The sequence below is a fragment of the Methylobacterium sp. J-088 genome (genome assembly GCF_022829295.1).
Taxonomy (GTDB): Bacteria; Pseudomonadota; Alphaproteobacteria; order Rhizobiales; family Beijerinckiaceae; genus Methylobacterium.
Window position 1 is genome coordinate 1 of record NZ_JAKSYH010000277.1, and the last position, 14,063, is coordinate 14,063.

A 14,063-nucleotide genomic window follows, 5' to 3' on the forward strand; every position below is an offset into this window, starting at 1 on the left:
TGGCAAAGCACATCAGGATTAGAACCGAGTACCCGGGGTGCGCGAGAAGGAGAGTGGGCATCGATAAAAACGATCTGACGAACGGCGGCTTAACCTTCCACGACAAACATCCTGTGCGCCTCCCGAATGGGAAGCCTCTCCACTGGCCGGCTTTTACCCCGGCCGCATCAGCACCCCGCCGACGCTCCAGTGGATGGTTTCGTCACCGCCCTACACACGCGTAGAGTACCGTAATCGGTCTGCGTGCGGGCATCGAGGTTGATGCGCATGAGTCCAAGATAGCCGGTCAGATCACCGCCGGTTCCGGTGCGGACCTTGCTGGTCTGGTACAGAAAATCGTACCGCGCGCGGCCAGAGATACGAAGGCAGGTATCGCCGCCAGGAATATAGAAAAAGCCTGCGCCATAGGCGTTGCACACGCGCACATACTCGATCGGCGCGGCCTTCATGGTTGGAAGATCGGCCGCTACTGCCGCGACCCCTGAGACCAGGATCGCCGAACTGCACAACAAGAGCGTCTTGAGATCGATCATAGTATCCCCACATGCGACGCCGCGTGCACATTCGTGCAGGCGACAACCCAAAGTTCCGCGTTCAGGCCACTGAAAGAGTCCGTATCCAGCGATCTGCCGCAGTATTTTAGATATTTGGCCGCTCACGAGATCGGCAGCTTGACCGTATCGAAGCGATTTATCTTTGCCAAATAAAATGCATTTTTGTTTGAAAATCTGTATTGATTTTATAAAACAGCTTTTTGATTTAAAATCGGGGGAGCGGAGAGGACATTCGGTGTCTGGGACGAGGGCCGCAGGAGGCGCAGGCCGACGCTTGGCCCGGATCGCAGCTTCGCGCCGATCCAGCCCCGGCAATCTTCAATTTTTGAAATGTTACTTTTTGTCGCCGTTGAATTTTCAATTCAACGGCAGATTTCAATTTAAAAAATGGGAACTGGTATGGATTTTAAAGATAATTACGAGTATGAAATCGGTCCTTTGAGGGGGAATGGACTATGGGTGAGCTGGATAGTTGGATTGCCGGCGCGTTCCTGATCATCCTGGCCTGGTCGTTATTTGGCCTGCTCGCATTTTCGCATTCCTACGTGATGTTCCTGCCGCTGGCCGAGACGCTGAAATACGACGATGCGGGAAATACGCTGATCGGTATGGCTTTGATCGCGATCAGCTTCGCCTATGCGGCAGCCGTGCTCATTCGAGCCGTTTGGGTGATCCGGACCTGGCTGGTCAGAGGCCAGCGCGACGCCCGCGCAGCGACCCCGTCGGCGTGAGGCCACGCCATTTGGCGCACACGACGCGCAGTGGCGTGGCGAGCCGCGCTAGGCCGAGCGCGGATTCGATTGATCCACGACGTGCCGCGAGCGTCTCGAACGCTCCAGCTCAACCCCTCCAGGCTGGTGGTATGTCGATCTTCGGTTCTAAGTTAGCCATAATTCAAGAGCTTACGATTTCGGGATCGACGGAGGAGCGGCCTGTTGAAATATAAAACAGGGCCAGCGCCAATCGTATGTCGATTAGATCGCAAAAGCAGTCAATGGTGCCAAACAAATAGGCGGCAAGTGCGCGTATACTTGGCGAGCAATCATAGATTAAGACGTAAAGATCGATTATTCAATCTTTTGATCGATTCTCTCTCGACTGCGGTAAATTATCTCATGAATGCCGCTTCAGGGCCTGAGCTTTTTTGACAAAAGCGGTCGAATGAGGTTCGTCCGCTTTTTCAGTGGCGCATCTTCTAAGCGGACGAACTGCTTACGGCCAACTTCAGTCGTCTGCTGTGTGCCCATTCTTACCGTCGAAAGGAGTTCGGCAGCGGTCCGGCAACGGCGCTATGTCATCCATGCCGGAGGCGATCTCGAGACGGATCAATCTCTCAGCGAATCCCGCCATCGCTCAAACGATACCAAGCGATGATCGCAGAAACGTACCAGCGGTGCAGCGCATGGAGTGGCAGCGGCGCGATGGGCGTAACTGATAGGGGGAGGCTGTTGGCATCGCCGGTCGCGATGTACTCAGCGATCGCCCGCCCCATCGTCGATTGAAGTCCCACGCCCCGGCCCTGGCAGCCGATGTCGATGAGCAGGCCGGGCGCCGGCTCGTGAAGATGTGGCAGGTAATCCCGGGTGATCGCCACGCGGCCGCACCAGCGGTGGTCGAAGGCGACCCCGTCGAGCTGCGGAAAGAGCTTGCCGATGATCCGTTCGAGATGCGCCCAGTCCTGCGGACCGCGCGGCTCCCGGAATGGACCGCGTCCGCCCATCAGCAGCCGACCGGTATGGTCGAGGCGGAAGTAGAGCAGCAGCTTGCGCGTGTCCGAGGAGACCTGCCCTTCGGGCAGGATCGAGCGCCGCAGGTTGTCAGAGAGCGGCACTGTCGCGACTTGGAAGGAATTGGCGGCAATCACTGTCTGGGCAAGGCCGGGCCAGAGCCCACCGGTATACCCGTTGGTACAGAGGACGACGCGCTCGGTGGTGAGTCGGGCGCCCTGCGCCGTGGTGACGATCCAGCCCGATCCCGTGCGATCGAGGGCGGTCACCGGTGATCCGCCGTGGATTGCGGCCCCGGCCTTAAGGGCGGCTCGGGCGAGGCCCCGGGCATAGCTCAGCGGCTGGACCGCGCCGCCGCGGCCGTCGAACCAGCCGCCTAGATAGCGTTCCGTGCCGAGCAGCCGGTCGGTCTCCGCCTTGTCGAGAACGCGCGCCGGGGCGCCGAGGTCGGCCCATTGGTGTGCCCGCCGCGCGACCTCCTCCAGGCCGGCCTCGGTGTGGGCGCCCTGGATCCAGCCCTCGCGCCGGTGCGGTACGTCCATCCCGTGCCGGGCAATGAGATCGAAGACCGTATCGGCGGTGCCACCAGCGAAGCGGGCGAGCCGTTCGCCGCGCTCGCGCCCGAACCGGGCGACAAGGTCGGCGGGATCATATTTCAGCCCCGGGATGACCTGCCCACCGTTGCGCCCGGAGCCGCCGAAGCCGACCTCGCGCGCCTCCAGTACGACTGGGCGGATGCCCCTTTCGGCAAGATGCAGCGCCGTGGACAGGCCGCAGAAGCCGCCGCCGACGATCACCACGTCGGCCCGTTCTGATTCGGCGAGCGGCGGCGTCGCTGGCGCCGGCGCTGCGGTGGTGGCCCAAAGCGACGGGGCAAGCGGGAAGGGTTCGGCCACGACCTCTCCTACAGCGGATGCAGCACGCGCTGCAGAAAGTCCTGGGTGCGGGGGTGCTGAGGGCGGTTCAGAACCTCAGAGGCCGGTCCTTGCTCGACAAGGCGGCCCCCATCGAGGAACAGGACTCGATCGGCTACCTCCCGGGCGAAGCCGATCTCGTGGGTCACCACGATCATCGTCATCCCTTCGTCGGCGAGGCCTCGCATCACACGCAGCACGTCGCCGACAAGTTCGGGGTCGAGCGCCGAGGTCGGCTCGTCGAACAGGATCGCCTCCGGCCGCATGGCGAGCGCCCGCGCGATCGCGACGCGCTGCTGCTGACCGCCAGAGAGTTGATCCGGCCGGGCGTGCTCCTTGCCTTCGAGACCGACCCGGGCGAGCAGGGCGGCGGCCCGCTCCTCGGCCTCCGGACGGGACTCGCCCTTCACGTAGATTGGCCCCTCGATGATGTTCTCCAGGGCGGTGCGGTTAGCGAACAGGTTGAAGCGCTGGAACACCATGGAAACCTGGGTGCGGATCGCCTTGATGCTCCGCGCATCCCGATCGACCCGCTGACCGCCGATGTGGATCTCACCGCCGTCATAGGCCTCGAGCCCGTTGATGCATCGAAGCAGGGTCGACTTGCCGGAGCCCGACGGTCCGATGATGCACACCACCTCGCCCTTGGCGACTTCGGCCGAGACCCCCTTGATCACTTCAAGCGCGCCATAATGCTTCCGGACATCCTTCAGGACGATCATCGGTGCCGACCCCTCGCCTCGAAATGGCGAACCAGCAGGATCAGCGGCAAGCTGAGCGCGAGGTACATCAGCGCCACCATCGTATAGACGCTGGTGTTCTTGAAAGTGGATGACGCAATGAGCTTGCCCTGAAGGGCGAGTTCCGCGACCGTGATCGTCGAAGCCTGGGACGAGTCCTTGAGCATCATGATCATGATGTTGCCGTAGGGCGGTAGCGCGATCCGGATCGCCTGCGGCAGGATCACCCGCCGCATGGTCATGCCCCAGCCCATGCCGATCGACAGAGCCGCCTCGACCTGCCCGCGATCCACCGCCTCAATGCCGGCGCGGAAATTCTCGGCCTGATAGGCCGAGTAGGCGATGCCGAGCCCGATGATCGCCGCCTGAACAGCCGTCAGCGACAGGCCGAAATCGGGCATGACGAAGTAGATATAGAACAGCTGCACGATGATCGGGATACCGCGCAGGATGTTGATCATCACCGCGCTGAAGCCGGCGAGGATCGCGATGCCGGAGACCCGCAGCACCGCCCAGAGGAGGCCCAGCAGTGTCGAAACCACCAGCGAGGCGAGGGTGATCAGAACCGTAAGCTGCACGCCCTGGAGCAGGATCGGCAGATACTCCTGCGCGTCGACCAGGAACTCGCGCATGAGGCTCAGGACCGGTCGGCGGAGGGCGGCAGGCCCCACTTCGTGAGGATCGCCTGGAGCGTCCCGTCGGCCTTGAGCTTGGCGAGCGCCGCGTCGATCTTGGCGAGGAGCGCGGTGTCAGTCTTGCGCACGCTGAGACCTACCGAGGCGACGACGGTCGGCTTGAAGGTCTCGACCAGGCGCACGCCCGGGAACACGCCCTGCTTGACGTAGTAGGCCAGGATCGGCGCGTCGGCGAAGCCAGCCTTCAACCGGCCTGAATTGACGTCGCGGATGATGTCAGGGATCGTGTCGTAGATCTTCACCTCTCCGAAGAGGCCCGACTTCTTCAGCGGCTCGACGAAGGCGGTGCCGACCTGGGCCCCGACGGTCTCGCCCTTCATGTCGGCGAAGGAAGTGTAGTCCTTAGTGTCGCTCTTCGGGACGATCAGGCCCTCGCCATAGCTGTAGACCGGCGCTGAGAAGGCTACGACCTCCTTGCGCTGCGGTGTGATAAACATCGCCGCCGAGATGATGTCGATCTTCGAGGCGGTGAGCGCCGGGATCAGCGTCGAGAATTGCAGCGGCTCCACCGCGACTGAGAAGCCTGCCTCCGTGCCAACCGCATTGACGAGGTCGACCATCACGCCCTGGATGGTGTTGGTTTTGGTGTCGAGGAACGTGAAGGGCAGGCCGGTGGGCGTCGCACCGACTTTCAGCGGCTCGGCACCAACTCCCTGACCCAGCAGCCCGAAGAGCAGCGCCGACGCCAGACACAGTCTTGCCAACCGTCTTCTCATCATGCCGCTCCCGCATGTGGCCGGGATGTACGGCGATGGCCGCGCCCGATTTCACATTAGTGAAGAATACCGCATGTTTTCGTCATCGACGCAAGACGTTTTCACGTGCATGAAGGTGTCGACGAGAGGCAGGCTGGTGTGGTGGTGAGCATTTCCCGTGATGGGCCGACGGGCCCTGAACCCGTGGACAGGGCCGTGGGGCAGCGCCTGCGCAACCTTCGGCGAGCACGCGGCCTCTCGCTGGAAGCAGTGGCGTCCAGCACCGGGCTATCGATCGGCTTTATCAGTCAGGTCGAGCGGGGCTTGTCCTCACCATCCCTCCGCGTGCTGGCGCTCCTCGCGGACACCCTGCAGATCGGGATCGGGGGGCTTTTCGAAGCCACCCTGGACGAGCCCGATCCGGATCCGATCGTGGTGTTCCGAAAGGACCGGCCTGAACTGCAGCTCTGGCGTGCTGGCATCACCAAGCAGTTGCTGACGCCGCCCGGCGGAACGCAAGGCCTGAGCCTGTTCCATATGGTCCTGAAACCCAGCGCCAGCACGGGTGACGAGTTGTTCAGCCATGAAGGCGAGGAAGCCGGCCTCGTCCTTGAGGGACGCCTCACTCTCGTCGTCGAGGCGCGAACGCTTTACCTGATGGAAGGAGACAGCTTCCGGTTCGAGAGCAGACGGCCGCATCGCTTCAGCAATCCCAACCCGGACGGACCGACCATTGTGCTATGGGTCAACGTCCTCGGATCTTCCAAATCCCGGCCGTGATAGGGCCGGTCGGCCTCCGGCGCACAACGGCTACGGGACGAACGCGGAGCAGCAGATGCTCGAGCGCCGCCGCGGCGTGGTCAGTGGATGCCGAATCGGACCCCGGCGGGGGCACTCCCATGCCGGTCGCGTCGAAGGCTGCTTGCCGGTGCAGCGATAGATTGGCGCCTGGCACCTGACGCCACTCGGATCAACAGCGCGGTAAAGGCCATCGTCGGAAGCAGGCAGATGTGTGGTTCGGACCGGGTCAAGCCGGTCGATGAGATCCGGCCACCCGGCACCTCACGCTCTCGACCGCACGCCAACCTGTAGTTGTGAACAGGCACGACGCTGCGTGGGTGACCACGTCCCGCCAAGCGTGCCTTCCGCGGACGCGTGATTCGGTTGCTCCACTGCCGCAGCTTCAACCCACGCAGGTTGTAAGATGCTGCGCGTCCCCCGGGGCGTCCCCCGCGGGTTTGTTCGAGACGTCAATTTTGACACTCGCGGCTACGGACCGCACATCGCGCGCACAAGTGCCGTCAATACGCGCAACGCGCACCCCGACCTGCAGTCTCTTTAACCTTCCCGTCTCCCCGGCTGCGGTCGACAATCGGCTTGTCCTTTACGGGAGCTTCGGGGTCGATGACGCATCTCACGCGGCGCAGCTTCGTCGGCACGGCGGCGCTGCTTGCAGCACCAGCCCTCATCCGACCGTCATTCGCAGCCGACACCGTCAAGCTCGGCTGCCTGTTCTCGTCGTCCGGCACGATGGCCAATCTCGAGGGCCGGCTGAACCACGTGGTCCGGATGGCTGCCGATGAGCTGAACGGGCGCGGGGGCGTCAACGGCCGCCAGATCGAGGTGGTGACCTCCGATCCCGCGTCAGACTGGCCGCTCTACGCACAGGTCGGGCGGCAGATGCTCCAGCAGGACAAGGTCGCGGCCCTGTTCGGCTGCTGGACCTCCGTATCGCGCAAGTCGGTGCTGCCGGTCGTCGAGCAGAATGACGGGTTGCTGTTCTATCCGCTTCACTTCGAGGGCGATGAGAACTCCAAGAACGTCGTCTATGTGAACTCGCCGCCCGCGAGTTCGGTGCTGCCGGCGGTCGACTACCTGATGGGCCCCGACGGCGTCGGGGCGAAGCGGTTCTTCATGATCGGCTCGGATTACGTCTGGCCGCGCACGATCAACAAGCAGCTCAAGGGGTATTGGACAAGCAAGGGCATCCCCGAGAGCGCATGGCGCGAGGAATACGTGCCCTTCGGCTTCTCGAACTTCCAGACGCTGGTGAACCAAGTGCGCAGCTTCGCCAGCCAGCCCGGGGGCCAAGCGATCGTGGTGCTCACCGTGGTGGGATCCTCGATCCCCGACTTCCTGCGTGAGTTCGCCAACCAGGGCATCAGCGCCACCGACGTGCCGATCCTCGGCCTCGACATGGTGGAGGCCGACCTCGAAGGGCTCGACACCGGAAAGCTCGTCGGCCACTTGAATTGCTGGGCTTATCTCCAGGCCGCCAAGGGCGAGCGCAACCAGAAGTTCCTCGCCGACTGGGCCGCCTACGTGAGGGCCAAGAACGTCCCGTTCAGCGCCGACACGGTGATCGACCCGATGGTCTCGGCCTATGACAGCGTCCATCTGTGGGCGCTCGCGGCCGCCAAGGCCGGGTCTTTCGCAGTGCCTGAGGTGCGCAAAGCCTTTGCGGGTCTGAGCTTTGACGACCCGTCCGGTTACACGCTGACCATGACGGGGGAGAACAATTACGTCTCCCGTGGCGTGTTCATCGGCTCGGTCAACGAGAAGCGCGGCTTCGACGTTCTCTGGCAATCCCCGGACGCTCCGAAACCGGCCCCGTTCAGCCCCTATGGCTGATCCAAAGCGGTCTTTGCTCCGCGCTGTCCTGGCGCTCTGCTGGCTCGGGCTCTGGGCTGTCCCATCCTCAGCGGCGGCGTTCGATCGCGCGGCGTTCGCGCAGGATCTGTGCGGGGACGGCGCCGCGCAGGTCCGCGGGGTCGAGGGCTTTGTGAAGGCCGGCGGGGTTCTGCCGGCCCACGACCTCGCCTACGCCGGCCGGCTCCTCGGCGCGCTCGCCGAGCGCCGCCTGACCTGCCCGGCGGACGGCGCCCTCCTGCTCGATCGCCCAGGTGCGCCCGAAGGGCACGATGCGCTCACCGGCGCGGTGCGCCCAGTTGCAGAGGCGCGCGCGCCGGTCCTCGGCCTGCGCCAGCGGGCCGCCGTCGAGACTGCGCGCGGCGTCGTGGCCCTGCTGACCGGACCCGATCCTGCAACCCGTGGCGCCGGGCTGTCCGTCGTGGAACGGCGCGTTGCCTCCGTTCCGGCGGCCGTGCTCGACCGGGCGCGGGATGCGGAGACGGATGCGGGGCTCAAAGCCACGATCGCCGGCCTTACCCAGGCCGCCGCCCTGTCGTCACCCGATCCGGCCCGGCGCCGGGCGGCGATCGCCGCGGTGGCGGCGAGCCCGTCGGGAGCCGCCGAGGCGCGGCTCACGGCGCTGAAGAGCGATCCCGCCTACACCGCCGATCCGGCTTTCCGGGCGGCCCTCGATGCTGGGCTCAGCCGGGTCACGCGCGCGGTCGCGATCGGCGATGGGCTCGCGGTGCTCTACAACGGACTGAGCTTCGCCAGCATCCTGTTCATGGCGGCGGCCGGGCTCGCGATCATCTTCGGGTTGATGGGCGTGATCAACCTCGCCCAGGGCGAGTTCATCATGCTCGGCGCCTACGCCACCTACGGCGTGCAGGAGGCCTTCCGCCGCCTCGCCCCCGACCTGCTCGACCTCTACCTCGTGGCGGCGATTCCCGTGGCCTTTCTGGCGGTCGCCCTGGTGGGGATCGTGGTCGAGGCGCTGATCCTGCGCCACCTGTACCGTCGGCCGCTCATGAGCCTGCTCGCCACGTGGGCCGTAAGCCTGTTCCTCGTGAATCTCGTGCGGGTGACGGTCGGAACGCAGAACCTGCAATTCATCATGCCCGCCTATGTGAGCGGCGGCGTGCCGCTCTACGCCGACTTCGTCGTCACTTGGAACCGCCTCTTTGCCATCGGTTTCGCGGCGGCGACCGTCGTGCTGACACTCTTGATCCTGCGGCGCACGCCGCTCGGCCTCGATATCCGCGCCGTGACGCAGAACCGCGACATGGCCGCCTGCCTCGGCCTGCCGACCCGCCGAGTCGACCGCTTGGCTTTCGGGCTGGGCTCGGGCCTCGCGGGTCTCGCCGGGGTGGCGCTCTGCCCGATCTACAGCGTGAATCCCGGAATGGGCTCGGGCTTTATCGTCGACAGCTTTATGGTCGTGGTGCTGGGCGGTGTCGGCAGCCTCCTCGGGACTCTAGTGGCCGCCCTCGGGGTCGGGGGCGCCAACGTTCTGATCGAGCCGATCTCCGGCGCGGTCGCCGCCAAGGTGATCGTGCTCGTGGGCATCATCCTGTTCCTGCAGCGCCGGCCCGAGGGGCTGTTCGCTGTGCGGCGGCGGCGATGAGCGGTGGCGTGCAGACCGCTCTGGCCTCCCCCGCCGGACCGGCGCGCCGCGCCGTTCGCGATCCCTTGATCGCCAGCCTCGTCGGTCTCTGTCTTGCCGCCGCGACGGTGCTCTTGGTGGCGTCGCCCGCGCCGTATCTCGTCAATGCGCTGGGCCAGCTCGCGGCCTTCGCGATCTTGGCCGTGTCCCTCGATCTCATCTGGGGCTATCTCGGTATCCTCAGCCTGGGGCACGGCCTTTTCTTCGCCATCGGTGGCTATGTCTGCGCCATGCACCTCCTCGCGGACGGCGTGGCCGCGACTGGCGTGCTGCCGGACTTCGTACAGTTCATGGGCTGGAAGAGCCTGCCGGCCTACTGGTCCGGCCTCGACCATGCCGCTTACGCCTTCGTCCTCGCGCTGGCGCTCGCCGGTCTGGTCGCCTTCGTGTTCGGGCTCGCCTCGTTCCGCTCGCGGGTCAACGGCGTCTACTTCTCGATCATCAGCCAGGCGCTCGTCTACGTCGCAATGTTGCTAATGTACCGCAACGATACCGGGCTCGGCGGCAATAACGGCATGACCGGCTTCCCGCTGCTGTTCGGCTGGCCGATGGGATCTCCCGGCGTCGTCACAGGGCTCGCCGTCGCCGCCCTGCTGACGCTGGCGGCGGTGCTCGCCGGCACGCGGCTTCTCATCGGCAGCGCGGTCGGGCGCCGGATGCTCGCCTGCCGCGACGACGAGACCCGCCTGCGCACGCTCGGCTATAGCACCACCCGCCTGAAGCTCGGGATCTGGTGCCTCTCGGCCATGATCGCGGCGCTGGCCGGCATCCTCTACGTGCCGCAGGTCGGCATCATCAACCCGCGGGTGCTGGCCCCCGACCTCTCCATCGAGATCGCCGTGTGGGTGGCGATCGGCGGCCTGGGGCGGCTCGGCGGTGCGGTGATCGGCGCCATCCTCGTCAACGGCCTGAAGTTCTGGCTGAGCGCCGCGATGCCGGAGGCGTGGCCCTTCATCCTGTCGGGGCTCGTGCTGCTCGTGGTGCTGGTCCTGCCGAACGGGCTCCTGGACCTCGCGGCCCTGCGTCCGCGCCCGGCCTGGCTGCGGGGCGCACGGTGAGCGCCCTCGTGGTCGAGGCCTTGACGGTCGTCTTCGGACGCTTCACTGCGCTGGATTCCGTTTCCCTGGCAGTCGATTCCGGCGACGTTCGGGCGGTGATCGGTCCGAACGGCGCAGGCAAGACCACGCTTCTCGACGTGATCTCCGGCATCACCAAGCCGGTCTCCGGCCGGGTTATGCTCGGCGACCGGATCGACCTGACCCAGCGTACCGAGGCCGAGATCGCTAAGGCCGGCGTGCGGCGCAAGTTCCAGAAGCCCAGCGTCTTCCCGGCGCTCACCGTGCGCGAGAACCTGGAAATCGGCTGCGGGCCCGCGCTGCCAGCCCGCGACCGCCCAGCCCGCATCGCCTCTGTCCTCAGCGAGATCGGCCTTGGCCCCCGCGCCGAGGTGCTGGCCGGCAGCCTCGCCCACGGCGAGAAGCAGTGGCTCGAGATCGGGATGGTGCTCGCTGCCGAGCCGGTGCTTCTCCTCCTCGATGAGCCGGTGGCCGGGCTTTCCGACGCCGAGACCGCCCAGACCGCCGCGCTGATCCGGAGTTTGCGCCGGCCCGACCGCGCCATCCTGGTGATCGAGCACGACATGGGCTTCGTCGAGGCCATCGCCGATCAGGTGACGGTGCTGCACGAGGGCCGCACGCTCTACGAGGGCAGCATGCAGGGCGCCCGCGGCGATTCCCGAGTGATCGAGGTGTTCCTCGGCCGATGACGCACCCATCCCAACCCGCGCGCCTCTCCGTCGAGGGGCTCGATCAGCATTACGGCAGCGCGCAGGTGCTGCGCGGAATTGGCCTCGCGGTCGAGCCGGGGGCCTGCCTCGCCGTGCTCGGCCGCAACGGCGCCGGCAAGACCACGCTGCTGCGCTGCCTCACCGGCCTGATCCCGGAAAGCCACGGCCGGATCGACCTCGACGGGACCGACCTGACGCGCCTCGGCTCCGATCGGCGCGCCCGCGCGGGCCTCGCCTACGTGCCGCAGGGGCGCGAGATCTTTCCGGATCTGAGCGTTGCCGAAAACCTGCGGGTGGCGGCCCGGGCCCACGGGCTGGAGCGAACCGACGCGGTCGACGAGGCCGTCGCCCTGTTCCCGGCACTGCGCGGGCTCTGGCACCGCCCGGGGGGCAACCTATCGGGCGGCCAGCAGCAGCAGCTCGCCATCGCCCGGGCACTGGCCACCCGGCCCCGCGCCCTGCTGCTCGACGAGCCGACTGAAGGCATCCAGCCGTCGATCGTCGCTGCCATCGAGGCGGTGATCGCTGGGCTGAAGGGCCGGATCACCGTGCTGCTCGTGGAGCAATACCTCGACTTCGCCCTCCGGGTCGCCGATGCCGTTGTGGTGTTGTCGCGCGGTAGCGTCGTCGAGCGCGGTGATCCCAGGGTGCTGAGCCACGATTCCCTCACCCGGCACATCGCCGTCTGACGTCCGGAAGGAGACGCCATGTCCACGCATCACGAGATCCCCGCCACGCCCGAGACCATGGTGCTCGGCTACTTCGACGCCGCGCTGGCGCCGGTCCTGACGGTGCAATCGGGCGACACCGTCACCCTGCACTCGCACCCGGCGGGCGGGCGTGAGTCGCTCCATCCCGACCCCGCCCGGGTGCCCGCCGACCTTCTCCACGCCCTCGACACGTTGGAGCGCGGCCCGGGCCCACACTTTGTCACCGGACCGGTCCACGTCGCGGGCGCCGAGCCCGGCGACATGCTTCAGGTCGACATCCTCGATCTGAAGTTCCGCCTCGACTGGGGCTTTGTGGCAATCCTGCCGCTGCTCGGGACCCTGCCAGACGAGTTCACCGATTACGAGACGATCCACGCCGATATCGACGTGGATCGCGGCGTCTGCCGCCTGCCCTGGGGCACGGAGCTGCCCCTCGACCCGTTCTTCGGCATCCTGGGTACCGCCCCGCCGGCCGCCTGGGGCCGGGTCGGCACACCGGTGCCCCGGGCCTTCGGTGGCAATATGGACAACAAGGAGATGCGGATCGGCACGAGCCTCTACCTGCCGGTGTTCAACGCCGGCGGCGGCTTCTACGCGGGCGACGGCCACGGCGTGCAGGGCGACGGCGAGGTCTGCATCACCGCCCTGGAGACCGGGCTGACCGGCACGTTCCGGCTCACGGTGCGCAAGGATCTCCCGGGTGGCTGGCCCTTCGCCGAGACGCCCACCGACCTGATGTCGATCGGCCTGCACGAGAGTCTCGACGAGGCCATGCGGCAGGCCGTGCGCGAGATGGTTCGCCTCGTCTGCGCGCGCACCAGCCTCACCCGCAACCAGGCCTACATGCTGTGCTCGCTGGCTGGGAACCTGCGGATCACCCAGACGGTGGACGGCAACAAGGGCGTGCACATGCTCATGTCCAAGTCGGCCCTCGAGTCGTCCTCGTCCGGGACGGTCTGAGCCCGGAGGCATCTGGCTTCGATGCGCCGACCCCGGCGGTCTTTGTGCCTCAGTTCGCGCTTCGTCCGAAGGCGAACCGGCCGACACAGGCCTGGGCGCCGCGATGGCGCGGCCCCTGAGCCAGGGCCGCGCCCTCCGTCGGGACCGGCCGGAGCGGTTTCGGCCGGAGCGGCTGCACCAGCAAGGCTGCGCGGAGTCGTTGCACCTCTGCCCGGAGGCTGGCGTTCTCGCGCTCGACCTGATCAAGGCGAGCAACGCCGGCAGGCTTCAGCCCGCCGAGCCGCCGCCGCCAGCGATAGAAGGTGCCGAGTGAAACATGGGCGCTCGCGCAGATCTCAGCGATCGGAATGCCCCCTGTAGCCTCATTCAGCAGAAAGGCGATCTCCTCGTCCGTGTGCAGGGATCGACGCATACGGGATCTCCCGGTTCGGCGGCTTGCGTGCACACCTCGGTGTGAGGGCGAGCAAGAAGCGGACCGGCCACAACGCGGTAGGCTTGACGACTCCCTGGGGCGGAACCTGCGTACGCCGGTGAGTGTGAGCGATGCGGTCTCTCGCGTTGAGACCGCTGCGTATCCGCTTTGTCGTCCCAGTCGTCTTGATGCGGACCGGCAGCTTACGGCCAGCATCTGCCGCCGCCTAATACCCGGACGAACGTCTCAGATGGGTGAATTGCCGCCGGTCCGCTTTCGAGCAGTGATATGGGAAAACAGACTCCATAGCAGCGCCGTCAACGGCCGGAGCGACCAGTAGCAATGAATAATGTCTTCGATAACGGATCCAGTCCGATAATTTGGGCCCGATTCTCGGTCGGCGCCTTCCTCGCGCTAGTGCATCGATCCAGACGAAGGCGTCAGCCGAGTCTGGAAAAATTGATGCAAAACCAAAGAACTAGTGCTCACTCGCATGAACGAAGTGAATGCGTCAGAGCACTAGTGTGGGCTGCCGCACGGTACAGGATGCATCCGCATGGGTCGACGATCCGCCGG

Annotated in this window: 13 protein-coding genes and 1 pseudogene; 8 read left to right on the plus strand and 6 right to left on the minus strand. The window is 65.9% G+C overall.

Going from position 1 to position 14,063, the window contains the following annotated elements; all coding sequences use genetic code 11:
- Positions 1–218: 218 nt before the first annotated feature.
- Positions 219–533 (minus strand): annotated as a pseudogene (locus MKK63_RS29920) (porin); the annotation flags it as partial.
- Positions 534–1,009: 476 nt separating this feature from the next.
- Between MKK63_RS29920 and MKK63_RS29925 the strand changes: the two are divergent.
- Positions 1,010–1,285 carry a hypothetical protein gene (locus MKK63_RS29925; protein WP_244008005.1) on the plus strand — a complete coding sequence of 92 codons (276 nt, stop codon included), beginning with the start codon at positions 1,010–1,012 and terminating at the stop codon, positions 1,283–1,285.
- 602 nt (positions 1,286–1,887) lie between these two features.
- Here MKK63_RS29925 and MKK63_RS29930 read toward each other — a convergent pair.
- Genes MKK63_RS29930 through MKK63_RS29945 form a run of 4 tightly spaced genes read right to left on the minus strand, consistent with a single transcriptional unit; the run spans position 1,888 to position 5,346 of the window.
- The gene (locus MKK63_RS29930) at positions 1,888–3,177 is read right to left on the minus strand and encodes an NAD(P)/FAD-dependent oxidoreductase (RefSeq protein WP_244008007.1); all 1,290 of its coding nucleotides are present in this window, start codon (positions 3,175–3,177) and stop codon (positions 1,888–1,890) included.
- An 8-nt stretch (positions 3,178–3,185) separates the two neighbouring features.
- Positions 3,186–3,917: an amino acid ABC transporter ATP-binding protein gene (locus MKK63_RS29935; RefSeq protein WP_244008009.1), complete on the minus strand. Its 732-nt coding sequence runs from the start codon at positions 3,915–3,917 to the stop codon at positions 3,186–3,188.
- Entirely contained in the window at positions 3,914–4,567 is a 654-nt protein-coding gene (locus MKK63_RS29940) for an amino acid ABC transporter permease (protein WP_244008011.1), read from the minus strand. The genes MKK63_RS29935 and MKK63_RS29940 overlap by 4 nt, the downstream gene beginning before the upstream one ends.
- Before the next feature lie 5 nt (positions 4,568–4,572).
- Positions 4,573–5,346: an ABC transporter substrate-binding protein gene (locus MKK63_RS29945; RefSeq protein WP_244008013.1), complete on the minus strand. Its 774-nt coding sequence runs from the start codon at positions 5,344–5,346 to the stop codon at positions 4,573–4,575.
- Between the two features lie 195 nt (positions 5,347–5,541).
- Between MKK63_RS29945 and MKK63_RS29950 the strand changes: the two genes are divergently transcribed.
- The 7 genes from MKK63_RS29950 to MKK63_RS29980 all read left to right on the plus strand — a co-directional run bounded on the left by MKK63_RS29950 (position 5,542) and on the right by MKK63_RS29980 (position 13,075).
- The gene (locus MKK63_RS29950; protein WP_244008015.1) at positions 5,542–6,105 is read left to right on the plus strand and encodes a cupin domain-containing protein; all 564 of its coding nucleotides are present in this window, start codon (positions 5,542–5,544) and stop codon (positions 6,103–6,105) included.
- Between the two features lie 624 nt (positions 6,106–6,729).
- Positions 6,730–7,956 (plus strand): transporter substrate-binding protein, encoded by a 1,227-nt coding sequence (locus MKK63_RS29955; protein WP_244008017.1) that lies wholly within the window; start codon positions 6,730–6,732, stop codon positions 7,954–7,956.
- Between the two features lie 13 nt (positions 7,957–7,969).
- Positions 7,970–9,580 carry an urea ABC transporter permease subunit UrtB gene (gene urtB / locus MKK63_RS29960; RefSeq protein WP_244008019.1) on the plus strand — a complete coding sequence of 537 codons (1,611 nt, stop codon included), beginning with the start codon at positions 7,970–7,972 and terminating at the stop codon, positions 9,578–9,580.
- Positions 9,577–10,677 (plus strand): urea ABC transporter permease subunit UrtC, encoded by a 1,101-nt coding sequence (gene urtC, locus MKK63_RS29965; RefSeq protein WP_244008021.1) that lies wholly within the window; start codon positions 9,577–9,579, stop codon positions 10,675–10,677. The genes urtB and urtC overlap by 4 nt, the downstream gene beginning before the upstream one ends.
- Complete coding sequence (locus MKK63_RS29970) at positions 10,674–11,384, plus strand: ABC transporter ATP-binding protein (RefSeq protein WP_244008023.1); 711 nt, start codon at positions 10,674–10,676, stop codon at positions 11,382–11,384. Before urtC ends, MKK63_RS29970 begins: the two co-directional genes overlap by 4 nt.
- A complete protein-coding gene (gene urtE / locus MKK63_RS29975; RefSeq protein ID WP_244008025.1) occupies positions 11,381–12,094 on the plus strand; it encodes an urea ABC transporter ATP-binding subunit UrtE in 714 nt (237 codons plus the stop codon). The genes MKK63_RS29970 and urtE overlap by 4 nt, the downstream gene beginning before the upstream one ends.
- 18 nt (positions 12,095–12,112) lie before the next feature.
- Positions 12,113–13,075 (plus strand): acetamidase/formamidase family protein, encoded by a 963-nt coding sequence (locus MKK63_RS29980; protein ID WP_244008027.1) that lies wholly within the window; start codon positions 12,113–12,115, stop codon positions 13,073–13,075.
- A gap of 49 nt (positions 13,076–13,124) precedes the next feature.
- On the opposite strand, the gene MKK63_RS29985 is transcribed toward MKK63_RS29980, so the two are convergent.
- Positions 13,125–13,487 carry a transposase gene (locus tag MKK63_RS29985; protein ID WP_244008029.1) on the minus strand — a complete coding sequence of 121 codons (363 nt, stop codon included), beginning with the start codon at positions 13,485–13,487 and terminating at the stop codon, positions 13,125–13,127.
- Positions 13,488–14,063: the final 576 nt, after the last annotated feature.